The sequence below is a fragment of the Streptomyces incarnatus genome, from assembly GCF_001027185.1.
GTDB classification, from domain to species: Bacteria; Actinomycetota; Actinomycetes; order Streptomycetales; family Streptomycetaceae; genus Streptomyces; species Streptomyces puniciscabiei.
In genome coordinates this window covers 7,572,822-7,596,686 of the sequence record NZ_CP011497.1, presented here as the reverse complement: position 1 = coordinate 7,596,686, position 23,865 = coordinate 7,572,822, and the positions used below count along the sequence as shown (strand labels likewise).

Below are 23,865 nucleotides of genomic sequence, written 5' to 3'. Positions count from 1 at the left end.
CGGTGGTGTCTGCGGTCTCCTGCGCGCGTCGCGATGCCCTCGGGCTCCGTCGGTGGGCACGGGCGGACGATCCTCCGTGCGGTGCCGTCGGCCCGGCCGGTCCCAGGACGGTCTGGCCAGCCGGTCCCAGGGCCGTCTGCCCGGCCGGTCCCAGAACGCGGCGACTCCCACGGTCCGGCGCGCGAAGCCGCGGGCGAGCCGGACGTCGAGCCCGGCGCGGAGGAGCTCGACGGCCACCCCGCGCTCAAGGGTTCCCGGCCACGCCGGCTCGAACCGGGCCTGCGCATCGGCGAGGTGGTGCGCAGGCGTCCGGTGGCGACGGCCGGCAGGTTCTCGCGCCGCTCGGGCGAGGGCCCGGCGGCGGCCCGCCTGTTCTCCCTGTTCCGCACCGGCTCGTCCCGCCTCACGGATGCCGGCTGCTGACGGACAGGACCTCCCCGGTCAGGTACGAGGAGTAGCCGCTGGCCAGGAAGACGATCACATTGGCCACCTCCCACGGCTCGGCCCAGCGGCCGAAGGCCTCGCGAGCGGTCAGTTCCCGCAGCAGCTCCGGTGTGGTGACCTTCACCAGGTGCGGGTGCATGGCGAGGCTGGGCGAGACGGCGTTCACCCGCACGCCGTATGCCGCGGCCTCCACGGCGGCGCACCGGGTGAGGGCCATGACCCCGGCCTTGGCGGCGGCGTAGTGCGCCTGGCCCCGCTGCGCCCGCCAGCCGATCACCGAGGCGTTGTTGACGACGACGCCCCCGGCGCCCGCCGCCTTCATCCGGCGCAGCGCGGCGCGGGTGCAGCGGAAGGTGCCGGTGAGGGTGACGTCGAGGACCCTGTCCCACTGTGCGTCGGTCATCTCGACCAGGTCGGCGGTGCCGCCGAGTCCGGCGTTGTTCACGACGACGTCCAGGCACCCGTGCCGCTCCACCACGAAGTCGAAGAGCGCGGCGACCTGCTCCTCGTCGGTGACGTCGCAGGGCAGTGCCGCGATCCGGTCCGCCCCGAACTCCGCGGCCAGCGCCGCCGCCGACTCCTTCAGCCTGCGGGCGTGGGCGTCGGAGAGCACGACGCGGGCGCCTTCCTCCAGCAGCCGGCGGGCGGTCGCACCGCCGATGCCGGCGCCCGCGGCGGCGGTGACCACGGCGGTACGGCCCTGGAGGAGGGCGTGACCGGGAACGTAGGGCGGCGGGGGCGTGCTCATGGGCGGCTCCGGACGGCTCTCGACGCCTGACGGGCCGTACGTTAACCTACCAAACACTTGTTAGGGAAGGAGGGCGGATGTCGCACGTCATGGAGCGGACCGGTGCCGAGGAGGCGGGCGGCTGATGGACCTCGACTTCTCCGCCGCGGACGATGCCTTCCGTGCCGAGGCGCGCGCCTGGCTCGCCGGTCATGTGCCCGGCACCCCCCTGCCCTCGCTGGAGACGGCCGAGGGGTTCGCGGCCCACCGGGACTGGGAGCGCACCCTGTTCGCCGACCGCTGGTCGGTGGTCTCCTGGCCCGAGGAGTACGGCGGCCGGGGCGCCTCCCTCCTGCAGTGGCTGATCTTCGAGGAGGAGTACTACGCGGCCGGTGCGCCCGCCCGGGTCAGCCAGAACGGCATCAACCTGCTCGCGCCCACCCTCTTCGAGCACGGGACACCGCGGCAGTGCGCGCGCCTCCTGCCGCCCATGGCCAGCGGCGAGGTGATCTGGGCGCAGGCCTGGTCCGAGCCGGAGTCGGGCTCCGACCTGGCCTCGCTGCGCTCCAGGGCCGTGCGCACGGCCGGCGGCTGGCGCCTGAGCGGCCAGAAGACCTGGTCGTCGCGGGCGGCGTTCGCCGACCGCGCGTTCGGACTGTTCCGCAGCGACCCGCACGCCGACCGGCCGCACCAGGGACTGACGTACCTGATGTTCCCGCTGGACGGGGAGGGGGTGACGGTGCGGCCCATCCGGCGGCTCGACGGCAAGCCCGCCTTCGCCGAGGTCTTCCTCGACGAGGTCTTCGTGCCCGACGAGGACGTGATCGGCGAGCCGGGGCAGGGCTGGCGGGTGGCGATGAGCACGGCGGGCAGCGAACGCGGGCTCACCCTGCGCAGTCCCGGCCGTTTCACGGCCGCCGCCGACCGGCTCACCGCCCTGTGGCGCTCCGTCGCCGACCCGTCCGACACCGCGCTGCGCGACCGGGTCGCCGACGCGGTGATCGGCGCCCGCGCCTACTGGCTGTCCGCCTACGCGGCCGCCTCGCGCCTGGCGGCGGGAGACTCGATCGGGGCGGAGTCCAGCCTCAACAAGGTGTTCTGGTCCGAACTGGACATCGCCCTGCACGAGACCGCCCTCGACCTGCTCGGCCCGTACGGCGACCTCGCCGACGACGCCGCGGACGCGCCCGCGCACGGCGGCTGGGCCGAGGGGTACGTCTTCTCCCTGGCCGGACCCATCTACGCGGGCACCAACGAGATCCAGCGCGACATCATCGCCGAGCGGCTGCTCGGCCTGCCGAAGGGACGCCGGTGATGCGCTTCCTCCTCGACACCGAGCAGCGCGACTTCGCCCGCTCACTGGACGCCATGCTGACGGCGGCGGGCACACCGGACGTCGTACGGTCCTGGGCGGCCGGAGACACCGGGCCCGGCCGCGCGCTGTGGGCCAGGCTGGCCGAGGCCGGGGTGTTCGCGCTCGGGATACCGGAGCGGTACGCCGGACTGGGCGCGCGGCCGGTCGAACTGGCCGTGTCCTTCGTGGAGTTGGGCCGCCACGCGGTGCCGGGACCGCTGGCGGAGACGGTCGCGGCGGCGGCCCTCCTGGAGCGGCTGGGCGACGCGGCGGCAGCCGCGGACTGGCTGCCGGGGATCGCCGCCGGCAAGGTCGTCGCCTCGCTGTGCCTGCTCTCCCCCGGCAGCCCCTACGCCCTGGACGCGGACGCCGCCGACGCGGTGTTCGTCGTCGAGGGCGACACCCTGCGCCTGGCCCGGGCGCACGGCCCCGTACAGCACTCGCTGGACCCGGCGCGGAGGCCGGCCCGCCCGCTCGGCGGCGGCGTACTGGCCCAGGGGCCGGCCGTCGCCGCCGCGGCCACGCATGCCGCCGGGCTCGCGGCGCTCACCACCGCCGCGCAGGCCCTCGGACTCGGCCGCGCCCTGCTGGACCGCACCGTCGAACACGTCCGGCGGCGCCGGCAGTTCGGGGTCGCCATCGGCTCCTTCCAGGCGGTCAAGCACCGGCTGGCCGACACCCTCGTCGCCCTGGAGTTCGCCCGGCCGCTGGTCCACGCCGCCGCGCTGGCGCTGGAGCGGGGGGACGGCGGGTGCGGGAGCGAGATCGCCGCGGCGAAGGTCTCCGCCTGCGAGGCGGCGTACGGCGCGGCGCGCACCGCCCTGCACCTGCACGGCGCCCTCGGCTACACCGAGGAACTGGACCTGTCCCTGTGGATCCGCAAGGCCCGCGCGCTGCGGACCGCCTGGGGGACGCCGTCGGCCTGCCGGGCCCGGGTGCTCGCGCCGGTTCAGTGATTGGGTTGCGCCCTGCTGATCTCCGCCAGCGCCGAATGCGGGTCCTCGGCGGCCGCCAGGTCACCGAGGCTGACGAACCCGACCGGGCAGCCCCCGTGTTCCACGACGGGGAGCCGGCGCAGGCCGTGCTGCCGCATGAGCTCGACGGCGCGGTCCGTGGTGTCCTCGGGTGTCACGGTCAGCACCGGCGGCCGGCTGCACACCGTGCCGGCCGTGGTGGTGTGCGGGTCCAGTCCCGCGGCGAGCGTGCGCACCACGATGTCGCGGTCGGTGAGCACACCGAACAGATCGCAGTCGTAGGCGACCAGGACGTCACCGATGTCGTGCTCCCGCATGAGGAGCGCCGCCCGTTCCACCGTGGTCATCGGTTCCACCGCCACCGCGCCGGGCGACATCACGTCACGTATCCGCCGTGTCATCGGGCACCTCCGGCTCCGAGAAGGGTGAGGCATGCGGCCTCGCCCGCCCGCGTAGCCCGGGACGACGCGGGCAAACCGGCAGACATGGCGCCGCCGGGCCCGGCGAGTGACGATGGAACCCGAGGGGGCGTCGGAGAAGGGACCACGGCGGCCATGGTGGGTGACATCAGCGACGAGCTGCGCGCACGACGCGAGGGCGAGAACGGTCACCGCTCGATGCCGCACACGGCCGACACCCGTCTGCAGGCCTGGGGCGCCACCCGGGAACAGTGTCTGACCGAGGCCGTACGCGCCATGGTCGAGGCCTTCGCCGATGTGTCCGAGGCCCACCCCACCACCATGGAACGGGTCCGTCTGGCCCCCGGCGACGACGCGGAGCTGCTGGTCGCGCTGCTGGACGAGGTGGTCTACCGGCTGGAGGTGGCGGGCCGGATCCCGGTCGACGTGGAGGCGGAGCCCACCGACGACGGTGGGCTGGAGGTGCGGCTGTCGCTCGCCCGCCTCGCGGACGTCACCGTCATCGGTGCCGCGCCCAAGGGCGTCTCCTGGCAGGAGCTGCACATCGGCCCGGACGCCTACGGCTGGTCCTGCACGGTGATCGTGGACGTGTGACCGCACCCGCGCGCCCGTCGCCGTACCGGCACCCGCCGGCCACCGGCGGTCAGCCCTTCACCACCCCGAGCGGCACCAGCCGGGCGACCTTCCGGCACAGCCCCGCGCCCTCGCTCGCGGCGACGACGGCGTCGACGTCCTTGTACGCCTCCGGTGTCTCCTCGGTCAGGCCGCGCCAGGACTTCGGGCGCGCGGCGATGCCGGCGTGCCGCAGCCGGGTCCGCAGCTCGCTGCCGGTGATGCTGCGCGCGGCCTGGTGGCGGCTCATGGTGCGGCCGGCCCCGTGGCACGTGGAGTGGAAGGCGTCGCCCCGGGCCACGCCGGCCAGCACGTACGACGCCGTCCCGAGGGTGCCGGGGATCAGCACAGGCTGCCCGAACTCGCTGATGTCATCGGGCAGTTCGGGATGCCCGGGCGGGAAGGCGCGGGTGGCGCCCTTGCGGTGCACGCACAGCCGGCGCCGCTCGCCGTCCACCGGGTGGGTCTCAAGCTTGGCGAGGTTGTGGGAGACGTCGTACACCAGCGACAGCCGGACGCCGGCGGCGCGCCGGAACACACCTCGCGCGGCGTCCGAGAGCAACTGCCGGTTCGCCCGGCCGTAGTTGGCGGCGGCGGCCATGGCCCCGAGGTAGGCCTGTCCCTCGGGGGAGTCGACCGGTGTGCAGGCGAGCTGCCGGTCGGGCACGGAGATGCCGTAGCGGGCCATGGCGCGGTCCATGAGCCGCACGTGGTCGGTGCAGATCTGGTGCCCCAGCCCGCGTGAGCCACAGTGGATCATCACGCACACCTGGCCGGTCCGGATCCCGAAGGCGGCCGCGGCCGGGCCGTCGTACACCTCGGCCACCTGCTGCACCTCCAGGAAGTGGTTGGCGGAGCCCAGGCTGCCCACCTGGCCGAGGCCCCGCTCCCGGGCCCGCGGGCCCACCTGGCTCACGTCGGCGTCGGCGACCGCGCCGCCGTCCTCGCAGCGCAGCAGGTCGCGTTCCTCCCCGTGACCCCGCTCCACGGCGTAGCGGGAGCCCTCGGCCAGCAGCCGCTCCAGCTCGCCGGGGCCGTCCGGCCGCCATACGCCGCCGGGCCCGGCGCCCCGTGGGATCGCCCGGTCGAGGCCGTCCATCACGGCGGTCAGCGCGGGCCGGAACGTCTCGCCGTCGCAGTCGGCGGCCAGCAGCCGCACCCCGCAGGAGATGTCGAAGCCGACACCGCCCGGGGAGACCACCCCGCCGGCGTCGACGTCGGTGGCGGCGACCCCGCCGATGGGGAAGCCGTACCCCCAGTGGATGTCCGGCATGGCGTAGGAGGCGGCGACGATACCGGGCAGGGTGGCCACGTGCACGACCTGCTCCAGGGACTGCTCGGCATCCCGCAGCAGCTGCCGGGACGCGAACACGACCCCGGGCACCCGCATGCCGGCGTGCGGTTCGATGCGGTAGCGGAAGGAACGTTCCTCGACCAACTCCATCGCGGCCTCCGCTCCGGCCCGGCGCGCCGGGGGGTCACTGCCCGTGCAGCGCGGCGAGCACGTCGTCGTCCGTCAGCTGCTCGAAGTCCTCGTACCACTCCCCCACGGCCAGGAACACGGTCGGCCGCTGCAGGCAGAGCACCTCGTCGGCCTCGCCGCGCAGCAGCTCCGCCGCCTGCGGCGAACACACGGGCACCGCGAGCACCACCCGCTCCGGCGACTGCCGGCGCAGCCAGCGCAGCGCCGCCCGCGCGGTCGCCCCGGTGGCCACCCCGTCGTCCACCAGGATGACGGTGCGGTCCCGCAGCTCGGGCGCGGGACGGCCCTGCCGGTACCGCTCCTCCCGGCGGTGCAGCTCCGCCCGTTCCCTCTCCACCACGTCGTCCAGGGCCGCCTCCTCCAGACCGAGTTCATCGAGGGTCCGCTCGTCGAACAGCGGGGGGTCGTCACCCGCGAGCGCCCCGACGCCCAGCTCCTCCTGGAAGGGCGCGCCGATCTTGCGCGCGACCAGTACGTCGAGCGGCGCCTCCAGTGCCCGCGCCACCTCGCGGGCCACCGTCACCCCGCCGCGCGGCAGGGCCAGCACGACCGGATGCGTCAGCGCCCCCGCCTCCTGCCGGATGCGCAGCCGCTCGGCCAGCTCCCGGCCGGCGTGGACGCGATCATGAAACCGCATGCCCAGTCGACTCCTTCCACACCTCCGCCGGGCTCGTCCCCGGGCCACGGCGTGCGGTCCTACGACGGCTCGCGCCCGGCAGGTGCGCCTGCTCGCACTCGGACCACCGGACGGGCACGAGGCACCTCCCGCCGGCGCCCCGGCCGGGTACCCGGGCCACTCCGTCACGACACGGGACGCGGCCGCATGTCTGGGGCCCGGTCCCGGATGACGAGCGGCACCGCCCGCGGCGGTGTCCGGTCAGCCGCCCGCGGCGGTGTCCGGCAGCCGCGCGCGGAAGCGACGAGTATGGAACGGAGGAGCTGGGCGATGGCACGCATTCTCGTCGACGGGGACGACGTGGTCGTACACCTGTCGTGGTGGCAACGGGCCGCGGCCCGCCGGGGTGACGTGCGGGTGCCGCTGGCGGCGGTGTGCCGGGTGACGGTCGAGGCCGACTGGTGGCGCGCCCTGCGCGGGGTCCGGCAGCGCGGCACCTGGGTGCCGGGCGGCTGGTCCGTCGGCACCCGCGGCCACCCCGGCGGCACGGACTTCGTGGTCCTGCGGCCCGGGAGGCCGGTCGTGGTCGTCGAGCTGCGGCCCTCGGCTCCCTTCCGGCTCCTCGCCGTGTCCGTCGCGGACGACGACGAGGCGCGGGTCACGGCGCGGCGGCTCGGCCGGGCCGCCCCGAGGATCGACACCTCCACGCGCTACCGTCAGCCGGTTCCGGTGCGCGGGGAGACCGCCGACGGGAGCGCCCCTCCTGCCCTGCCGGGGTAGGTGCCCGCCGCCCAGGTCTGCCGTCACCGGCCACGCAGGGCGTGCAGCAGGTGGTCGCGGACGCGGATCACGTCCGGGTTGCCGGGGACGCCCGGGCGCTGGACCAGGTAGGCGGTGTTGATCGGAGGGTCGTCGGGCTCGTGCAGGACGACGAGCGCTCCGGAGGCGAGCTCGTCGGCGCACAGATAGCGGGGCAGCACGGTGAAGCCCGCGCCGGCCACGACCGCGGCCTTCACTCCGCGCAGGTCCGGCACCGTGACGGCGGCGGGGCAGGAGAGCCGGCGACCGAAGACATGGCGCCAGTAGCGGCGGGCGATGGGCAGGTCCTCCGCGTAGGTCACCAGCGGAACCGGGTGCAGGACCGAGGGACCCTCGGCGGCGAGCGGCTCCTTCACCCGCTCGGCCCACGCGGGCGCCGCGACCAGCACGAACTCCTCGTCCGCCAGCGGCACCGCGGACAGCGTACGGCCCCGGGGGCGGAGCGTGGCGATCACCAGGTCGTGGCGGCCCGCCCGCAGCTCCCCGAGCAGCGTGTCGGTCAGCCCGGTCGCCACCCGCAGCCGCACCCCGTCGGCCACGAGCGGCGCCAGCGCCGGCAGCGCGCAGGTGCACAGGAACTCGGCGGGGCCGGCGAGGTGCACCGGGTCGGCCGTACGGCCCCCCGCCGCGTCCGGGCCGGAGACGGCGGCGAGCAGGTCCAGCCCCGGGGCGACCCGTACCGCGAGTTCGTCGGCCACGGCGGTCGGCGCGACCCCGCGCGGCAGCCGCTCGAACAGCTCCCGTCCCGTCTGCCGCTCCAGGGCGCGCATCTGTGTCGTCACCGTGGGCTGCGACAGCCCCAGCAGCTGCGCGGCACCGGTGAACGAACCCGACCGGTACACCGCCAGGAACGTGCGCAGCAGGTTCAGGTCGAGATCGCTCACGCATCAAAGGTAGCCATAGAAGTTCCCATGCCTGGCATTGGAGTCCTCATTGGAAACACATGGCTCGGGGTCCTAGGTTCGAGAGCGACCTCTCCAACTCCCGCGAAAGAAGCACCATGTCGAAGATCCTCTTCGTGATGACCGGCGTCGACCACTGGACCCTGGCCGACGGCACCAAGCACCCGACCGGCTTCTGGGCCGAGGAGGCCGTCGCCCCGTACGAGGCGTTCAAGGCAGCCGGTCACGAGATCGTCGTCGCCACGCCCGGCGGCGTCGTCCCGACCGTCGACCGCGGCAGCCTCGCGCCCGAGGTCAACGGCGGACAGGAGGGCGCGGACAGGATCGCCGCCGTCCTCGCCTCCATCACCGAGATCAAGAACCCCGTCCGGCTGGAGGACGTCCGCCTGGACGACTACGACGCCGTCTTCTACCCGGGCGGCCACGGCCCCATGGAGGACCTCGCCGTCAACGCCGTCTCCGGCCGGCTCCTCATCGACACGCTCGGCTCGGGCAAGCCACTGGGGGTGGTCTGCCACGCCCCGGCCGCGCTGCTCGCCGCGGAGCGGGCCGACGGTTCCAACGCCTTCGCCGGGTACCGGGTGGCCGCGTTCACCAACGCGGAGGAGACGCAGGCGGGCTTCGCCGACAAGGCCAAATGGCTGCTGCAGACGCGGCTCGAGGAGGCGGGCGTCGACGTCCAGGTCGGCGAGCCGTGGGCGCCCCACGTGGTCGTCGACCGCAACCTGGTCACCGGGCAGAACCCCGCCTCCTCCGCCCCGCTCGCCGCGGAACTGCTGAAGAAGCTGGGCTGAGACGGGCAGCCGGTCAAGGCCGCGGTGGGCGAGGGCCGAGTACGGAGGTCAGCGCCGTGGCCGTCGCGGAGGCGTGCGTGTGCACGATCCCCGCGAGACCCGCGCGTTCGGCCGCGGTGATGTTCTGCTCCAGGTCGTCCACCATCACCGCGTCCTCGGGGCGCACGCCCAGCCGTTCACAGGCGATCGCGTAGGCCCGGCGCGAGGGCTTGCGGACGCCCACCTCTCCCGAGATGGTGACGGCGTCGAACATGGCCGGCAGGTCGAACCCGGCGTAGCAGTCGTCACCGAGCGAGTTGGACAGCAGACCGACCCGGTACCCCGCCTCGCGGACCCGCGCGACCAGATCGATCATGGCGTGGTCGGGTTCCAGCGCGCGCTGGATCCGGCGCACGATGCCCGGCTCCGCGGGGTCGACCGCCACTCCGTGGGCGCGGAGCCGCTCGGCGAAGCCCTGTTCGAACTGCAGCTCGCCGATCCGGCCCTCCTCGTGTGCCACGAGCAGCGCGCCGCTCACCTCGTCCCGGGCGAGCAGCCGCAGGGGCAGCCGCGGGTCGCAGCCCAGCTCGGTCCCCAGCCGCTGGAAGGCCGCGTGCACGCTGGTGGTGAGCACCCCTCCGAAGTCGAACAGGACGGCGCTGCGGGTACCGGGCGGCGTGTCCGCGCCCTGGCTGAAGAGATGCATCGTCCCTCTCCCTGTATAGTTGAATCCAACGTCAGGTTCAATACTTATAACCTCCCGTCGACCAGGGCAGTTGGTCGAGGGTGATCAGCCGATGGGCGGTGCGGTGGCTCATGACGACGAAGGCTTCACTCGCGGACTGGGAGCGCCTCGAGACGCGTGAGGTCGCCACGAACGGCATCACCCTGCGCGTCTTCGAGCACGGCGAGCAGCGGCCCGGCACACCGCCGGTCGTGCTGTGCCACGGGTTTCCCGAGCTCGCCTTCTCCTGGCGGCACCAGGTCTTCGCCCTGGCCGAGGCCGGCTACCGGGTCCTCGCGCCCGACATGCGCGGTTACGGAGGAAGCTCACGGCCCCGGGACGTCGAGGCCTACGACGTGCTCAGCCTGTGCGCGGACCTCGCGGGCCTCCTGGACGACGTGGGCGCCGAGGACGCGGTGTTCGTGGGACACGACTGGGGAGCCAACGTCGTGTGGCACATGGCCTGGCTGCATCCCGCGCGGGTGCGTGCCGTGGCCGGCCTGAGCGTTCCCGTCACCCCGCGCTCCCCCGTCGCGCCGCTGCCCGTCCTCCGCTCGCGACTGGGCGACGACTTCTACATGGTGTGGTTCCAGGAGCCCGGAGCCGCGGACGAGGCGCTGGCGCGCAACGTCCGCAGGACGCTCGTCGCACGCGAGGTCTACTCCGCCGAGTGGGCGTCCCGCGACGAGGCGGAACCGGCGCCCCCGCCGTGGCTCGACGAGGACGAACTGGCCTATTACGTCAAGGCGTTCGAGGCGACCGGCTTCACGGGCGGCCTCAACTACTACCGCAACATGGACCGCAACTGGGCGCTGACCCGCGACCTGGAGGGCCGTCCCATCACGCAGCCGTCCCTCTTCCTCACCGGCTCCCGGGATCCTGTCGCCATGTTCATGCCCGCTCAGCGTCTCGGTGACGTCCTCACCGACCTGCGCGGGCACGTCGTCGTGGAGGGCGCCGGCCACTGGGTCCAGCAGGAGCGCCCCGAGGAGGTCAACGCCGCGCTCCTCCACTTCCTCGGCTCGCTGGACCTGGGACGGTGAAGCCGGCGCCGCACCCGGGCAAGGGCCGCCGGGCCCCGGCCCATGACGGACCCCGGGAACCGCTCGCCCCGCGCAGCCGGCGGGGCGAGCGCACGCGCAACGCGCTCATCGCCGCGGCGCGCGAGGTCTTCGAGCGCGACGGTTATCTCGACGCCCGGATCACCGACATCACCGCGGCCGCCCATGTCGCGTCCGGCTCGTTCTACACCTACTTCACCGACAAGGAGGACGTCTTCCGGGCGCTCGTCGCCATCGTGCAGGAGGAGATGCTCCATCCGCACCTGCGCGAGCGCACCGGCATCACCGACACCCGGCAGCTCATCGACGCGGCCAACCGTGACTATCTGCGCTCGTACAAGAAGAACGCCCGCCTGATGGCACTCTTCGAGCAGGTCGCGCACATCGACGACAGCTTCCTGGCGCTGCGCGTCGAACGCGGCAACGCCTTCGCGCGGCGCAACGCCAAGATGATCCGCGCCCTGCAGGACCGCGGCGAGGCCGACCCCACGCTCGATCCGCTGGTGACGGCCCACGCCCTGTCCGGGATGGTGAGCCGCATGGCCTACAGCGTGTTCGTGCTCGGGCAGCGGATCCCCTTCGAACGGCTGGTGACCACGCTCAACAGGATCTGGGAGAACGCACTTCAGCTGAAGCCCAGCGCCGACGCATAGGCCCGCTGGCGCTGTCGACGGGGCCGTCTCGCACGCCTCCTCCTGGGTACGCGCGTCGAGCCGCCGCGGCCTGCTTCAGCCCCGATCCCCCACGTCCTGCCCTCGGCCCTCCATGGCGGCCGACTCCTCGGCGAGGTCCGTACGACGCCTCAGTACTTCTTCACACCGGCCGTGATCGCCTGCCGTATGCGGTGGTAGGTGCCGCACCGGCAGACGTTGCGGATCTCGTCGAGGTCGGCCTCGGTGATCTCCCGGCCCTCCTCACGGGCCTGGCGGACCTTGGCGACGGCGGTCATGATCTGGCCGGACTGGCAGTAGCCGCACTGCGCGACGTCGTACTCCAGCCAGGCCTCCTGCATCGGATGCAGGTCACGGCCGACGATGTCGGGCAGACCCTCGATGGTGGTGATCTCGTCATCGGCGCCGATGTCCTTCACCGGCACCGAACACGGGTTGAACGCCTTGCCGTTGACATGGCTGCTGCAGGCCTGGCAGACGCCGAGCCCGCAGCCGTACTTCGGTCCGGTGACACCGAGAACGTCTCTGAGCACCCACAGCAGCCGGACGTCGTCCTCGATGTCGACGGTCACCCGCTTGCCGTTATGGAGCGTCACAGGATGCGGGGCCGTACCAGGCGGGCGGCCGCCGCCGCGTTGTACAGGGCGAGTTCCGCGTTGGGGCCGTGCGCCACGACGGATCCCACGCTGCCGCGCCAGTCGGTGGTGCAGTCCACGGTCTGACCGCGGGAGCGGGACGGGAACAGCCGGGGGGAGCCCGGGTGGCCGGCCAGCAGCTCTTCGCCGTCGAAGCCGTCGAACACGCCGGTCCGGTCCGCGATGAGGTGAACCTCCGACATGCCCCGCAGCGGGGTGAGGGGTGCGTCGAGCAGGGCCGGACGCTGCCCGAGCGCCATGTCGATGAAGGCATGACACAGGTTCATGTCGTACGCGCCGTTGATGAGACCGCCGACCATGCCCCCGCCCAGCCGGGGATTGATCTCCACGATCTCGAAGCCGTCGTCGGTGAGGATGAACTCAGTGTGGGAGAAACCGGAGTAGCCGATGCCGTCCAGAGCCGAGGCGACCAGGGTGGCCAGCTCGTCGGCCTGGACCGCGGGGAAGGAGATGGGGAACGCCTCGGCCTCCTCGCGGAAGTACGGCAGCGGGGACATGAGCCGGCTGGTGACGCCGAGCAGTCGGGTCTCACCGCCCCAGCTCAGCGTCTCGGCACTGTACAGCGGGCCGGAGAAGTAGGGCTCGGCCGTCAGCACGCCACCGCGCAGCGAGGCGGCCCGGGCGGCGTCGAGCACGGCCGGGACGTCCTGCGGTCCGTGCGCCAGCCACACGCCCTGGCTTCCGGTCCCGGACACGTCCTTGAGGATCACCGGATAGCTCAGTGTGCTCGCGAGGTCCTCGGCATCGGTGTCGAACGGGTCGACGGTCCGCTGCGCGGCGCGGGAGAGACCCGCGTCATGCAGATGACGGCGCAGCGCCGCCTTGTCGCGCACCAGGCGTACGGCCTCGGCGGGCTGGGCCGGCAGTCCCAGCTCCGCGGCAACCCGCGGCGCGACCAGACTGCACACGTCGGTCGTGCTGATGAGCCCGGCCAGACCGTCGATCGCCCGCAGCTCCTTCACCACCCGGGCGGCGTCGGAGGTGTCCGTGTCGTGGACGACGAGCGCGCCGGGCGCGCACCGGTCCAGCTCGAAGGCGTACTCGGAACGGTCGGCGGTCAGCAGGTGGAAGGTGAGGCCCCGCTCCTGCGCGGCGGCCACCGCGCCGGCCAGGCCGAAGGTGAGCCATTCGAGTGCTGCGACATGCACGCCGGTTTCTCCGTTCGTTGCGGGTCGGGGGGAGGACACGCCGAGTATGTGCACGTCGCCGAACGGCTCTCCAGGGGTCACCGGACCCAGGTAACTGCAGCGCAGCAAGCTGAGGGACCCGGCACCCGAACCGGCCGTTGACAGTGCGGTGTCCACGGTGTTTTCGTGGCGGTCCCCGGGCCGGACACCGTCGTCCCGGAGCGCGGACGAAGTCTCCGGGGCACGTCCGCCGGCGGCCGCAGGGCGCGCGGCCCCCGCCGCGGACCGGCCACCTCGCGAAGCCCGCCCGGCCGCGGTCCTCGTCGAAGCCCGTCACCGCGTCGCACCGGCGCACCCGGTCCTCGCTGTCGCACACGCAGAATGACCCGGCCCCGGTCGGGCTGCCTCACCGCCCTTCCGCCGAAGGAGAAGCTCATGCCCTCGCAGTCACCTCCCGCGCCGACACGCGCGGAGCGTCCCCCACACCCTCGCGAATCCGAGGTCCGAAGCTACTCACGCAAGTTCCCCGCCGTTTTCGCGCGGGGCCGGGGTTCCTTCCTCCACGACGAGGAGGGCCGGACGTTCATCGACTTCTTCTGCGGATCGGGAGCCCTCAACTACGGGCACAACCCAACGGCCGTGAAGGAGCGGCTGCTTCGGTACATGACCGATGACGGCCTGGCCCACGGGCTCGACCTCTTCACCGTCGCCAGGCGCGATTTCCTGGACGCCCTGGACGAGACCGTCCTCGCTCCGCGCGGGCTGTCGCACAAGGTCCAGTTCTGCGGCCCCACCGGCACCAACGCGGTCGAGGCGGCGCTGAAACTGGCCCGCAAGGCGACCGGCCGCCGCGGGGTGGTCTCGTTCTACGGCGGGTTCCATGGTGTGTCCGCCGGGTCCCTGGCCGTCACCGGTGATCTCGCCGCCCGCGCGGCCCTGGGCACCGATCCGTCCGGCACCGTCTTCGTGCCGTATCCGGAGGGGCCGACGGGAGCCTTCGACTCCCTGTCCTATCTGGAACGGATGGTCGCCGACCGTTCGAGCGGATTCCCGCCGCCCGCCGCCGTCATCCTGGAGACCGTCCAGTCCGACGGCGGAATCTACTGCGCGTCCCCCGAATTCCTGCGCGGCCTGCGGGCGTTCACCGAACGCCATGGCATCGTCCTGATCGTCGACGACATCTTCGCCGGCTGCGGGCGCACCGGTGACTTCTTCAGTTTCGAGCAGGCGGGCATCACCCCGGACGTCATCACCCTGTCGAAGTCCATCAGCGGTTACGGGCTGCCCATGGCGCTGGTACTGATCTCGCCGGAGCTGGACGTGTGGCTGCCGGGCGAGCACAGCGGCACGTTCCGCGGCAACCAGCTGGCCTTCGTCGCCGCCACCGCGACCCTGGACTACTGGAGGGACCCGGACTTCCTGGCGCGGCTCGGCGAGAACGCCGGCGTCCTGCGGCGCTTCGGCGAGCGTGTCACCGCCGAGCTGGGACTGTCCGTCCGCGGTCGCGGACTGGTGGCGGGGGTCGACACCGCGGACGCGGAACGCGCCCGGCGCGTCCAGGAGTTGTGTTTCCAGGACGGCCTGGTCATGGAGCGCTGTGGCCGCGACGACGAGGTCCTGCGGGTGCTGCCTCCGCTCACCATCGGCCGCGAGGAACTCGACCGGGGCCTGGACATCGTCCGCTCCGCGCTCGCCGCCACCGACGTCCGAGGGCCGGGCCATGCTGCAGACGCCGCCTGAGCCGCGGACCCGGACCGCTTCCCGCCCGGCCGTCGGGGCCGGGACGGCTCGGGCCCTGTACAGCGGCGTCAGCAGAGGGACGCTGGGCGAGCTGTACCAGGGTCCGCACTGGGAGGAAGGGCTGCCCCACATCTCACTCGTGTCGCTGCCGGTCGACAAGTTCAGCTGGTGCCACATGGCCCTCGACCCCTCGGCCGCCGAGTTCGACACCTCGGCCCTCGCGACGCGCCCCAAGGCGGCCCGGGCCATGGACCTCTTCCTGGACCGGTACGGCCTCACCATGCCCGCGGGCCGCATGGCCTTCCACACCGAACTCCCGCCCGGCAAGGGAATGGCCAGTTCCACAGCGGACATCGTCGCCACGCTCCGGTGTCTCTTCCGGCTGTTCGCCCTGCCGTACGACCAGAACACCGTCACCGGCATCCTGGCCCGGATCGAACGAGCCGACAGCGTCTTCCTCGACGAGTACGCCCTCTACCTGAGCGCCGCGCAGCGGGTGGTCCGCCGGCTCGGCGACCGGATCGGCCTGTACGCGTGCTACATCGTGGAAGAGGGGTCGGTCGACACCGAGGCAGCCGGCCCCGTCCTGCTGGCGCACTACGGCCGGCACCGGGCCGCGTACCGCGCGTGCGTCGACGAACTCCTCGCGGCCTTCGCGCGCTCCGACCCCGCCGCGGTCGCGGCCGCCGCCACGAGCAGCGCCGCGTTGTCCCAGAGCGTCGTCCCGAAACGCACCTTCGAGGCCCTGTACGAGCACCGGGCCGAGTTCGCTGCGGACGGGATCGTCGTCGCCCACACGGGCACCGTCGTGGGGTACCTGTTCCGGGAGCGCCCCGGCCAGCAGCAGCACGCGGAACTGTCCGAGTTCTTCATGGGGCTGGGCCACCAGTGTCATTTCTCGCATGTGGGCTGGGGCCATGGGTGACATCAAGTCCGCCGGAGCGGACAGGAGTCGTCTCCGTGTCCACGTGGGCGGACACATGGGCGGACAGTAGTATGGTCACAGGGTTGCCTCTCGTATGCGCCGGCCGAGGCCGTCGAGAAGCCGGTCGGACATGGAAGGAAAACGGACGCGCATGGGCGGAGCCCAGTCCCGCCGCTCGGGTCCACCCACTGAGCGCAAGATCGACCGTCGGCTCACCACCCTGATCGCCGCCGTCTACCCCGACGAGCGCCGGCGGCCCGGTTACGCGAAACTCGCCCAGGAGATACGCGAGACCACCGGACGGGCGATCTCCGGCACCTACCTCTGGGAACTCGCCACCGGCAAGAAGTCCAACGTCACCCTGGACCATCTGGAGGCGCTCGCCCAGTTCTTCGGCGTCCCGACCGAGTACTTCGTCAATGACGAGGTGGCCGACAAGGTCGACAGCCAGCTGGCGCTCGTCTCGGCCCTGCGGGACGCACAGGTGCGCCATCTCGCGCTGCGCGCCCACGGGCTCTCGCCGGCCAGTCTGGACGCCCTGCTGGCCATGGTGGAGGAGGTCCGCCGGCTCCAGGACCTGACGGGGACGGACGGAAAGGGCAACCCCCGGCGGGCGGCCGCACCCGATCCCGGAGCGCAGCACCCCGAGCACTGAGCCGACGCCGACGCGCGGGCTCCTTTCTCTGCGTCGCCAGGCGCCGTGATCCCTCACGGCGCCTGGCTTTTCGTCGTTGCGAGTCGCAGCCAACCGCCTTACGCACAGCGATGGTTCACGTTCGTACGACTGCCCCCGCCTGCCCGGCCCGAAGGGGCCGTCCGCCATCATGGACAAGAGGCATAACGTGAACCAGCTCTCCATCCGCTGCAGTTGACGGTCACATGCGTGCGTGCGATATTAAGTACGTTCAAACAGTATAGGCAACGCGACCCATCTGCTGCGCCAAGGGGGATACATGCAGGCAGGTCTCACGACTCCGTACGCCGAGCCGTTAGCCGGGACCGGCGATCCGGAGGAGCTGTACATGCTGGCCATCCGCTGCCAGATCCTCGACGTCGAACAGTCCGCCGAGGAACTCGGCTGGGATCACGCCCGGATGACCCAGGCGGTCGGGCTGCTGATGGAGGGAGGGCTCCTGCGGCCTCTGGCCGACGACCACGGGACGCTCGTCCCGGTCGCGCCGCGCGCCGCCGCCTCGCGCAGACTGGCCCCGCTGCACACGCAGATCGCCCAGATGGAACGCCGTTCGGAGCAGATCCGTGCGGAGCTGGCCGTCTTCCAGGAGGTGCACGAGCGGGCCCTGCGCGAGACCGATCTGGCGGAGCCGTTGCAGACCATCACCGGAGCGGAGGCCATCGCCGCTCAGATCGCGGCGGCCGCCGAGGCGGGCCCCTCGGAGATCCTGGCCGTCTGCCTCGCCGGCAGCCGTGGCGGCGCCGCTCACCGCCGCGCCTGGGAGCTGCCGGAGTCGACGCTCGGCGGACTCGGCGGGCTCGGCGGGGCACGGTTCCTGTACCAGCACGTCAGCCGCTTCGACAGTCTGGCCAGAAAACGGGTGGAGCGCATCCTGGCGGCGGGCGGAGAGGTGCGCACCGTCGGCGACTCGTTCGAGCGGATGATCGTGTTCGATCGCGAGCTGGCGTTCGTGCCGGCGGCCGGCGACGGCGACTCGGCCGTGGCCATCCGTCAGCCGGCCATCGTGAACTTCCTGGTGACCGTCTTCGAGCGGGCGTGGGTGAGCGCCCGGCCGTTCGAGACCCAGAACCGCTCGGCGGACGTGAGCGAGGTGGTGTCCAGTGTCCGGATGTCCATCATCCAGCTGCTCGCGGAGGGCGAGACCGACGTGGCGATCGCCCGCCGCATCGGACTGAGCGTGCGGACCTGCCGCGCTCATGTGGCCAAGATCTACGAGGGACTGGGCGCACGCAGCCGCTGCCAGCTGGGCGTCCTGATCGCCCAGTCCGGTCTCCTCGACGAGGGATGATCCGTTACGCCGGCTGGGAGACGGGGCACGGGGCCCTCTAGGATGCGGGGCATGACTGACCCGGACTCCCCCGTGCTGTCCACCGCTCCTCGGGATCCGGAACTCGGCTTCCCGCCACCCGGTGAGGTGCTGCACCGGCTCCGTACCCACAAAGGCATGTCACTGCGACAAGTGGCGGCGGAGTGCGGGCTGTCCGTGTCCTTCCTGGCCGCTCTGGAGCGGGGGGAGACCGACATCGCCCTGGAGCGGCTCGGCCGCCTGGCCAAGGTGTTCGGTCACGACGTAGGCTCGTTCCTCGGCTTCTCGCGGGGCCGGGCCACCCCGTCGGTGTTCCCTCGGGAGGAGCAGGACGTCCTCGACCGCGCACCGGGCGTCGTCTACCGCGTGCTGCGCTCCCCCGAGCTCGGATACCAGGTGGTCACAGGGGACTTCGACCCGCACAGCGGCCTGGCCGAGGACCTTCAGCACGAGGGCTCGGACCTCATCATGGTGACCCGGGGCACCCTGGTGGCCCGTTACAACGGGGTGGACCACGTCCTGTCGGCCGGCGACTGCATCCAGTGGACCGCCGGCTATCCCCACAGCTTCCGCAACGACGGCGACGAGCCTGCCCAGATGGTGGGAATCCTCTTCTCCAGCCTCTACTGAGACTCCTCCTGCCGAGACTCCTTGCCGAGACTCCTCCCGCTGAGACTTCTTCCTCGCGCCAAAGCCCCACGGAATCCGGTCCGTGGGGCTTTTCGCTGCCCGCACGTGCCCCACACTCTCGCCCTGAACGATATTTTGCTCTAGAGTGCTTTTTACTGCACAGAGGAAGGTCAACGTGACGATGCCGAACTCTCCCGTCGAGGGCTCCGAGCGAGCCCCCGCTCTTCGCCGCTTACCGGTCACCGCCGACGAGCCGCCCGGTGCGCGGCGCCCGGCCGATCTGGCCGCTCGCGTGGCCCTCGTGGTGGTGTGGAGCTCCGGCTTCATCTCCGGCAAGTTCGGCCTCCGCCACGCGGCGCCCTACACCTTCGCCACGCTGCGCTTCGCCATCGCGGGCGCGACCCTGCTGGGCGTCGCCGCGCTGCGTCGTGAACCGCTGCCGCGGGGGCGCCGGTTGCTGCACCTGGCGGTCGCCGGGACGCTGGTCCAGGCCGTGCAGTTCTCCAGCATCTACATGGGCATGGACCTCGGCGTGCCCTCCGGGCTCGCGGCCCTGATCATCGCCCTCTACCCGCTCACGGCGTCGCTGCTCGCCGTGCCCCTGCTGCACGAGCGGGTCACGGCGGGCCAGTGTCTGGGCCTGGTCCTGGGCCTGGGCGGCGTGGTCCTCGCGGTCTCCGACGGGATCGACCTGTCGAGCGACGACCTGCTCGGGCTGGGTTTCCTGGTGTTCGGCCTGCTGGGCATCTCGGCCGGCACCGTCTACCAGAAGCGGTTCTGCGGCCGGATGGACCCGGTGGGCGGCAACGCGGTCCAACTCCTCGCCGCCGCACTGGTCGTGCTCGTCCCCGCTCTCCTCGTCGAGGGCTGGGACGTCGACTTCACCACCTCCTACGCACCGGCACTGCTGTGGAGCGCGCTCATCAACTCGATCGTGGGGGTCGGCCTTCTCTACCGCCTCCTGCAGCGCCACGGGACGAGCCAGGTGAGCAGCCTCTTCTACCTCGTCCCGATGTGCACCGCGGTCCTCGCCGCGCTTCTCCTGGGGCAGCGGCTGGGCCCGCTCACGCTCGGAGGACTCCTGCTGGCCACCGCCGGCACCCTCCTCGCCAACCGTGTCCGCCGCTGAACAGGCGAAGAGCCGGACCGCCGGCCCGGCTCTCCCGTCGCGTCACCGTCACGCGGCGGGCGGCGCCCCGTGCTCCTGCATGTCGGCGATCAGGTCCTCGATGTCGTGGGCGCAGTCGCCGCAGCCGGTGTTCGCCCCGGTGGCCTCCCGCACCCCCTCGAGGTCGCAGGCCCCGGCCTCGACGGCGGCGAGCACCTCACACTCCGTCACGTGCAGGCACATGCAGAGCAGCGGGCTCGGTTCCCCTGAGCGCTTCTCCATCCCTGTCCTCCTCCCATACGGCGGGCAGCCGGTGCACCATCGCGGGGGCCTCGGGCCGTCCCCGCAGCTCGGCCCGGCGGATCTTGCCGGACGGAGTCATCGGCAGCCGGTCGACGAACTCCAGGACGCGCACCCATTTCTCCCGCGGCAGCACCTCGACCGAGTCACGGAACGCGGCCAGCGCGGTCGCGCCGTCCGGGGCGTGACCGCCGGAGGGCACCACGTAGGCCTTGGGCTCCCACAACCCGACCGGATGCGGCACCGCCACGACCGCGGCGTCCGCGACCACCGGACTGCGCAGCAGGGCACGTTCCAGCTCCAGGGGCGAGATCCGGTGGTCGAAGGACTTGAACATGTCGTCGGCCCTGCTGACGTAGGCGAAGCTTCCGTCCTTGTCGCGGACCACCAGGTCACCGGTGTGGTAGACACCGTTGTCGAAGGCACGGGCCGTACGCTCCTCGTCTCCGGCGTAGCCCGTCATCATGCCGACGGGACGCGGCGAGAGCCGGACGCACAGCTCTCCCGGGCTTCCGTCCGGCACCTCCTGACCGGTCTCCCGGTCGATCAGCACCAGGTCGTATCCCGGCAGGGCCCAGCCCATGCGCCCGGGTACGACCTCCCGGCCGGGCGGATTGCCGATCTGGGCCGTCGTCTCGGTCTGGCCGAAGCCGTCCCGGACGGGCAGGTGCCAGGCCTGCCGCACGGCGTGGAGGAGGGCCGGCTCCAGCGACTCCCCGACGGCCGTCGCCTCCCGCAGGTGCGCGGGACGCTCGCCCAGCCCCAGCTGCACCATGGCGCGCCAGACGGTGGGCGGAGCACAGAACGTGCTGATCTCCCGCGAGCGCAGCACGTCGAGGACGGTGGCCGCGGAGGGACGCGGGTCGGCCAGGGCGACGACCGTGGCCTCGGCGTTCCAGGGGACGAAGAACGAACTCCAGGCGTGCTTGGCCCAGCCGGGCGCGGAGACATTGAGATGAACGTCCCCGGGCCGTACGCCGTTCCAGTACATGCCCGACAGGTGGCCGGCCGGATAGCTGAGGTGCGTGTGCGCCACCATCTTGGGGCGCGAGGTGGTGCCCGAGGTGAAGTAGCGGAACAGCGGGTCGTCGGCGGAGGTCCAGCCCAGCGGGCTGAACTCGGCGGGTGCGGTGAGCGAATCGGCGTAGGGCACCCAGCCGGGCCGCGGCGCGCCGACGGCGATGCGGGTCCAGCCGCCGGGGATGTCGGCGAACCGGTCCGTCAGTTCCGCGGCGGCGACCACGTGCCGGACCCCGGCCCGCTCGACCCGGTCGACCAGTTCGGCCCGCGTGGTCGTGGTGTACGTCGGGATGATCACCGCTCCGATCTTGATGGCGGCGAGCATCACCTCCCACAACTCGACCCGGTTGTCGAGGAGGAGCAGCAGGGGATCCCTGCGGCGGACCCCGAGGTCCTGGAGCCAGGAGGCGACCTGGTCGGAGCGGCGCCGGAGGCTGTCGAAGGAGTGCTCCTGGTCACCGTCGGTGCCGATCACCCGCAGTGCGGGTGCCGGGTTGTCGCGCGCCACCATGTCGAACCAGTCGAGGGCCCAGTTGAAGCGGTCCGGACGCGGCCATCGGAACAGCCTGCGGGCCGTCTCCAGGTCGTCGCGGTGCTCGAGCAGGACGTCGCGCGCCTGGCGGAACTCCAGGTGTGCCCGGGTGCGATGCACGGTCATTGCCAAAAGTGCCTTTCGTGGAGGGGAACGGGAGACCTAGCCGTGGGATCCGCGGTCGGGTCCGACCAGGACGGCCTGCGCCGCCTCGGACGCGGGTGCCGCGTCGTGGGCGTCACCCCCGGCCTCGAGGTCCGCGAGGAGGTCCCGGGCCACGGCGTCGGCGACCTTCATGAAGTCCGTGGCCACGCCGGGCCGTCCGTTGCCGATCTGGGTGAACCAGCGCACGTGCTCGGTGGGGATGCCCAGTGCGTACAGGCCCGGGTGCACATGTCCCGAGCGGTCCCGGACGCGGAAGGAGCCCTGGACGATGTCGATCCCGCCGGTGGCGAACGACGTGCCCGACCCGGCGTCGACGTTCACGAACTCGCGGACCAGGCCCTCGCGCAGCAGCTGGCGGGTGAGCGGGGAGCTGTCGCGTGGCAGGCTGGGGGTCGGTATGCGCGCGTCTATCAGCACCTCGGCGGTCCGCTCCGAGCCCTTGACCTGGGGGGAATCGACCACGAACCGGCCGCGCGACGCGTCGGCGCCGAACCGGGTGTCCGGCCCCACGATCTCCACCACTCCCTGCTCCATCAGCGCGATCAGCTGCTCGCTGCGGATCATGGGCGGCCCGGCCGAGAGCAGCGCGTTGACGGGTGCGTAGTCGCGGAGGAAGGCGTCACGGTGGGAGTGCGGCAGCAGGCCGCCGTAGTCGATGGCGGACCGCACGATCCCGCGCAGGTCCCGCAGGGCGTCCAGGGCCGCCTTCAGCGGACCGTCCAGGGTGCCCCGCGCGGCCTCGGCGAGGTCCTGCCGCATCACCTGCGTCAGCCGGTCCTGCCAGGCCGCGTGGCCGGAGAACGTCTCACCGGCGAAGGGCCGGGCCAGTGCCCGCAGATCGAGCGGGGGAAGGTGCTCGAGGCCCGCCTCCTTGAGGAGGACGGACGTGTCGTCGTCGGCGAGCAGCTTCTCGGCGTGCTGCCGTGCGAAGTCCCGCGCGGCCGTGGCACCGGACAGGGCCCGCACATGGGCGGTCCAGTAGACGTGCTCGACCTCCTTGTGCAGCAGCGGCAGCAGGTCCTCGGCGAAGTCCAGCAGCGGGCTGCCGGTGGCTTCCCTGCGGCGGGCGCGGGCGGCCGCAACCGCCTCCTGTGTCAGGAAGCGGGCCGGGTGCACATGTCCGGGTGCCTTCTGGTTGCGTCCGCGCGCGGGGATCGGCAGCCCGCTGCGCGATCCGGCGACGATACGGGGTTCGCGCCCGCCCGGTACGTACCGCAGGGCGCCGTCGGCCTCGCGGACGAAGGCGCCGCCGCGGCCCACGGTCAGCGACAGCAGCACGTCGTAGAAGGTGAGGCCGAGGCCACGGACGGCCACGGTGGTCCCGGGGCGCACGGCCTCCTGAAGGTCCATGTCCGCGGCCGAGTCCCCGCGCACGTAACGCAGGGCGGGGCGCGAGGCCGTGAAGTCCAGCATGGCCCGGTCGAAGGTGTCGGGGTCGTTGCGCGGGTGTCCGGTGGCCAGCACGACCTTGTGTGCGGTGATGGTCCGGGCGCCGCCGTCGAGGGTGAGGCGGTAGTCGCCGCGCGGTCCGGGGCGGACGGCCGTCACCCGGGCCCGCACCGGGAACAGGCGGACGTGGGCGGGGAGTTCGTCGGCGATGGTGCGGTGGACGAACCTCAGGTATCGCCCGTAGTCGCGGCGCGAGGCGAAGTCGTCGGGGCCGAGCGGCGGCCGCCGGTCACGGTCCGGGGCGTGCCGTTCGAGCCACTCGCCGAGGGAAGGACCGGCACCGGGCCGGATGCGGCCCCCGTCCGGCTCTCCCGAGAACATCGTCACCTGTCCGACGACGGTGTTCATCGTGAACCAGTCGTCCTGGTCCGACCGCCACACACGGCCGGCGCCGACCTCGACCGCGTCGATGGCGTAGAGGTGGACCGGTGTGCGGTCCGGGCCGCGGTCGCGCAGCAGGGCGGCGAGGCGTTCCAGCACGGAGATGCCGCGCGGTCCCGTGCCCACGACGGCGACGGTGTAGGGCGCGGGCGGCTGTTGGGGCATGGTCATGGGGTTTCTCCTTGGGACCGGCCGGCGGCAGCGCGTGCCGCGCAGGACGGAAGCGACGAGGAAGCGAGCAGAAAAGACGAGA

At 72.6% G+C, this 23,865-nt stretch carries 24 protein-coding genes; 13 read left to right on the top strand and 11 right to left on the bottom strand.

What is annotated here, in order from left to right; all coding sequences use genetic code 11:
- Positions 1–403: 403 nt before the first annotated feature.
- Positions 404–1,192 carry an SDR family oxidoreductase gene (locus ABB07_RS34530; RefSeq protein ID WP_208902395.1) on the bottom strand — a complete coding sequence of 263 codons (789 nt, stop codon included), beginning with the start codon at positions 1,190–1,192 and terminating at the stop codon, positions 404–406.
- 124 nt (positions 1,193–1,316) lie between these two features.
- Here ABB07_RS34530 and ABB07_RS34525 point away from each other — a divergent pair, with 124 nt between their 5' ends.
- Both ABB07_RS34525 and ABB07_RS34520 read left to right on the top strand, forming a co-directional pair.
- On the top strand, positions 1,317–2,486 hold the full coding sequence (locus tag ABB07_RS34525) for an acyl-CoA dehydrogenase family protein (RefSeq protein WP_208902394.1): 1,170 nt from the start codon (positions 1,317–1,319) through the stop codon (positions 2,484–2,486).
- Positions 2,486–3,481 carry an acyl-CoA dehydrogenase family protein gene (locus ABB07_RS34520; protein WP_208903738.1) on the top strand — a complete coding sequence of 332 codons (996 nt, stop codon included), beginning with the start codon at positions 2,486–2,488 and terminating at the stop codon, positions 3,479–3,481. Before ABB07_RS34525 ends, ABB07_RS34520 begins: the two co-directional genes overlap by 1 nt.
- On the opposite strand, the gene ABB07_RS34515 is transcribed toward ABB07_RS34520, so the two are convergent.
- On the bottom strand, positions 3,475–3,900 hold the full coding sequence (locus tag ABB07_RS34515) for a CBS domain-containing protein (RefSeq protein WP_208902393.1): 426 nt from the start codon (positions 3,898–3,900) through the stop codon (positions 3,475–3,477). The two genes, ABB07_RS34520 and ABB07_RS34515, sit on opposite strands and share 7 nt — an antisense overlap.
- 153 nt (positions 3,901–4,053) lie before the next feature.
- Here ABB07_RS34515 and ABB07_RS34510 point away from each other — a divergent pair, with 153 nt between their 5' ends.
- Entirely contained in the window at positions 4,054–4,512 is a 459-nt protein-coding gene (locus ABB07_RS34510) for an archease (protein WP_208902392.1), read from the top strand.
- A 49-nt stretch (positions 4,513–4,561) separates the two neighbouring features.
- Here ABB07_RS34510 and ABB07_RS34505 read toward each other — a convergent pair whose 3' ends face one another.
- A complete protein-coding gene (locus tag ABB07_RS34505; protein WP_208902391.1) occupies positions 4,562–5,974 on the bottom strand; it encodes an RtcB family protein in 1,413 nt (470 codons plus the stop codon).
- A 34-nt stretch (positions 5,975–6,008) separates the two neighbouring features.
- Entirely contained in the window at positions 6,009–6,650 is a 642-nt protein-coding gene (locus ABB07_RS34500) for a phosphoribosyltransferase (RefSeq protein ID WP_208902390.1), read from the bottom strand.
- Between the two features lie 309 nt (positions 6,651–6,959).
- Here ABB07_RS34500 and ABB07_RS34495 point away from each other — a divergent pair, with 309 nt between their 5' ends.
- Complete coding sequence (locus tag ABB07_RS34495; protein WP_208902389.1) at positions 6,960–7,409, top strand: hypothetical protein; 450 nt, start codon at positions 6,960–6,962, stop codon at positions 7,407–7,409.
- A gap of 23 nt (positions 7,410–7,432) precedes the next feature.
- Here ABB07_RS34495 and ABB07_RS34490 read toward each other — a convergent pair whose 3' ends face one another.
- Positions 7,433–8,332 (bottom strand): LysR family transcriptional regulator, encoded by a 900-nt coding sequence (locus ABB07_RS34490; RefSeq protein ID WP_208902388.1) that lies wholly within the window; start codon positions 8,330–8,332, stop codon positions 7,433–7,435.
- A gap of 116 nt (positions 8,333–8,448) precedes the next feature.
- On the opposite strand from ABB07_RS34490, the gene ABB07_RS34485 reads away from it, so the two are divergent.
- The gene (locus ABB07_RS34485; protein ID WP_208902387.1) at positions 8,449–9,144 is read left to right on the top strand and encodes a type 1 glutamine amidotransferase domain-containing protein; all 696 of its coding nucleotides are present in this window, start codon (positions 8,449–8,451) and stop codon (positions 9,142–9,144) included.
- A gap of 13 nt (positions 9,145–9,157) precedes the next feature.
- Here the strand turns inward: ABB07_RS34485 and ABB07_RS34480 are convergent, their stop codons facing one another.
- A complete protein-coding gene (locus ABB07_RS34480; RefSeq protein WP_208902386.1) occupies positions 9,158–9,829 on the bottom strand; it encodes an HAD family hydrolase in 672 nt (223 codons plus the stop codon).
- A 110-nt stretch (positions 9,830–9,939) separates the two neighbouring features.
- On the opposite strand from ABB07_RS34480, the gene ABB07_RS34475 reads away from it, so the two are divergent.
- Positions 9,940–10,890, top strand: coding sequence for an alpha/beta fold hydrolase (locus tag ABB07_RS34475; RefSeq protein ID WP_208902385.1), 951 nt, complete (start codon positions 9,940–9,942; stop codon positions 10,888–10,890).
- Positions 10,887–11,561 carry a TetR/AcrR family transcriptional regulator gene (locus ABB07_RS34470; protein ID WP_244189608.1) on the top strand — a complete coding sequence of 225 codons (675 nt, stop codon included), beginning with the start codon at positions 10,887–10,889 and terminating at the stop codon, positions 11,559–11,561. The genes ABB07_RS34475 and ABB07_RS34470 overlap by 4 nt, the downstream gene beginning before the upstream one ends.
- A gap of 149 nt (positions 11,562–11,710) precedes the next feature.
- Here ABB07_RS34470 and ABB07_RS34465 read toward each other — a convergent pair whose 3' ends face one another.
- The gene (locus ABB07_RS34465; RefSeq protein WP_208902384.1) at positions 11,711–12,175 is read right to left on the bottom strand and encodes a (2Fe-2S)-binding protein; all 465 of its coding nucleotides are present in this window, start codon (positions 12,173–12,175) and stop codon (positions 11,711–11,713) included.
- Positions 12,172–13,383 carry an ATP-grasp domain-containing protein gene (locus ABB07_RS34460; protein ID WP_208902383.1) on the bottom strand — a complete coding sequence of 404 codons (1,212 nt, stop codon included), beginning with the start codon at positions 13,381–13,383 and terminating at the stop codon, positions 12,172–12,174. The genes ABB07_RS34465 and ABB07_RS34460 overlap by 4 nt, the downstream gene beginning before the upstream one ends.
- Positions 13,384–13,797: 414 nt before the next feature.
- Here ABB07_RS34460 and ABB07_RS34455 point away from each other — a divergent pair, with 414 nt between their 5' ends.
- The 6 genes from ABB07_RS34455 (at position 13,798) to ABB07_RS34430 (ending at position 19,786) form a co-directional block, all read left to right on the top strand.
- Positions 13,798–15,102: an aspartate aminotransferase family protein gene (locus tag ABB07_RS34455; RefSeq protein WP_208902382.1), complete on the top strand. Its 1,305-nt coding sequence runs from the start codon at positions 13,798–13,800 to the stop codon at positions 15,100–15,102.
- Positions 15,083–16,027, top strand: a complete 945-nt coding sequence (locus ABB07_RS34450) for a GHMP family kinase ATP-binding protein (RefSeq protein WP_208902381.1) — start codon at positions 15,083–15,085, stop codon at positions 16,025–16,027. The genes ABB07_RS34455 and ABB07_RS34450 overlap by 20 nt, the downstream gene beginning before the upstream one ends.
- A 151-nt stretch (positions 16,028–16,178) precedes the next feature.
- On the top strand, positions 16,179–16,682 hold the full coding sequence (locus ABB07_RS34445) for a hypothetical protein (protein WP_244189607.1): 504 nt from the start codon (positions 16,179–16,181) through the stop codon (positions 16,680–16,682).
- Between the two features lie 298 nt (positions 16,683–16,980).
- On the top strand, positions 16,981–18,009 hold the full coding sequence (locus ABB07_RS34440) for a helix-turn-helix transcriptional regulator (RefSeq protein WP_208902380.1): 1,029 nt from the start codon (positions 16,981–16,983) through the stop codon (positions 18,007–18,009).
- 51 nt (positions 18,010–18,060) lie between these two features.
- Entirely contained in the window at positions 18,061–18,657 is a 597-nt protein-coding gene (locus ABB07_RS34435; RefSeq protein ID WP_208902379.1) for a cupin domain-containing protein, read from the top strand.
- Positions 18,658–18,838: 181 nt separating this feature from the next.
- On the top strand, positions 18,839–19,786 hold the full coding sequence (locus tag ABB07_RS34430) for a DMT family transporter (RefSeq protein ID WP_208903736.1): 948 nt from the start codon (positions 18,839–18,841) through the stop codon (positions 19,784–19,786).
- A gap of 48 nt (positions 19,787–19,834) precedes the next feature.
- On the opposite strand, the gene ABB07_RS34425 is transcribed toward ABB07_RS34430, so the two are convergent.
- From ABB07_RS34425 to ABB07_RS34415, 3 genes are read right to left on the bottom strand one after another with little or no spacing between them, the layout of a single operon-like run.
- Positions 19,835–19,996: a (2Fe-2S)-binding protein gene (locus ABB07_RS34425; RefSeq protein WP_208902378.1), complete on the bottom strand. Its 162-nt coding sequence runs from the start codon at positions 19,994–19,996 to the stop codon at positions 19,835–19,837.
- Positions 19,983–21,743, bottom strand: coding sequence for an AMP-binding protein (locus tag ABB07_RS34420; RefSeq protein WP_208902377.1), 1,761 nt, complete (start codon positions 21,741–21,743; stop codon positions 19,983–19,985). Before ABB07_RS34420 ends, ABB07_RS34425 begins: the two co-directional genes overlap by 14 nt.
- Before the next feature lie 36 nt (positions 21,744–21,779).
- The gene (locus ABB07_RS34415) at positions 21,780–23,783 is read right to left on the bottom strand and encodes an FAD/NAD(P)-binding protein (RefSeq protein ID WP_208902376.1); all 2,004 of its coding nucleotides are present in this window, start codon (positions 23,781–23,783) and stop codon (positions 21,780–21,782) included.
- Positions 23,784–23,865 lie beyond the last annotated feature (82 nt).

Excerpts from the sequence above, each read along its gene's own strand:
- ABB07_RS34500 (WP_208902390.1), bottom strand. The coding sequence starts at position 6,650 with ATGCGGTTTCATGATCGCGTCCACGCCGGCCGGGAGCTGGCCGAGCGG.
- ABB07_RS34415 (WP_208902376.1), bottom strand. The coding sequence starts at position 23,783 with ATGACCATGCCCCAACAGCCGCCCGCGCCCTACACCGTCGCCGTCGTG.
- ABB07_RS34455 (WP_208902382.1), top strand. The coding sequence starts at position 13,798 with ATGCCCTCGCAGTCACCTCCCGCGCCGACACGCGCGGAGCGTCCCCCA.
- ABB07_RS34475 (WP_208902385.1), top strand. The coding sequence starts at position 9,940 with ATGACGACGAAGGCTTCACTCGCGGACTGGGAGCGCCTCGAGACGCGT.
- ABB07_RS34505 (WP_208902391.1), bottom strand. The coding sequence starts at position 5,974 with ATGGAGTTGGTCGAGGAACGTTCCTTCCGCTACCGCATCGAACCGCAC.
- ABB07_RS34495 (WP_208902389.1), top strand. The coding sequence starts at position 6,960 with ATGGCACGCATTCTCGTCGACGGGGACGACGTGGTCGTACACCTGTCG.
- ABB07_RS34430 (WP_208903736.1), top strand. The coding sequence starts at position 18,839 with ATGCCGAACTCTCCCGTCGAGGGCTCCGAGCGAGCCCCCGCTCTTCGC.
- ABB07_RS34510 (WP_208902392.1), top strand. The coding sequence starts at position 4,054 with ATGGTGGGTGACATCAGCGACGAGCTGCGCGCACGACGCGAGGGCGAG.
- ABB07_RS34480 (WP_208902386.1), bottom strand. The coding sequence starts at position 9,829 with ATGCATCTCTTCAGCCAGGGCGCGGACACGCCGCCCGGTACCCGCAGC.
- ABB07_RS34515 (WP_208902393.1), bottom strand. The coding sequence starts at position 3,900 with ATGACACGGCGGATACGTGACGTGATGTCGCCCGGCGCGGTGGCGGTG.
- ABB07_RS34525 (WP_208902394.1), top strand. The coding sequence starts at position 1,317 with ATGGACCTCGACTTCTCCGCCGCGGACGATGCCTTCCGTGCCGAGGCG.
- ABB07_RS34420 (WP_208902377.1), bottom strand. The coding sequence starts at position 21,743 with ATGACCGTGCATCGCACCCGGGCACACCTGGAGTTCCGCCAGGCGCGC.
- ABB07_RS34440 (WP_208902380.1), top strand. The coding sequence starts at position 16,981 with ATGCAGGCAGGTCTCACGACTCCGTACGCCGAGCCGTTAGCCGGGACC.
- ABB07_RS34450 (WP_208902381.1), top strand. The coding sequence starts at position 15,083 with ATGCTGCAGACGCCGCCTGAGCCGCGGACCCGGACCGCTTCCCGCCCG.
- ABB07_RS34520 (WP_208903738.1), top strand. The coding sequence starts at position 2,486 with ATGCGCTTCCTCCTCGACACCGAGCAGCGCGACTTCGCCCGCTCACTG.
- ABB07_RS34485 (WP_208902387.1), top strand. The coding sequence starts at position 8,449 with ATGTCGAAGATCCTCTTCGTGATGACCGGCGTCGACCACTGGACCCTG.
- ABB07_RS34530 (WP_208902395.1), bottom strand. The coding sequence starts at position 1,192 with ATGAGCACGCCCCCGCCGCCCTACGTTCCCGGTCACGCCCTCCTCCAG.
- ABB07_RS34445 (WP_244189607.1), top strand. The coding sequence starts at position 16,179 with ATGGGCGGAGCCCAGTCCCGCCGCTCGGGTCCACCCACTGAGCGCAAG.
- ABB07_RS34435 (WP_208902379.1), top strand. The coding sequence starts at position 18,061 with ATGACTGACCCGGACTCCCCCGTGCTGTCCACCGCTCCTCGGGATCCG.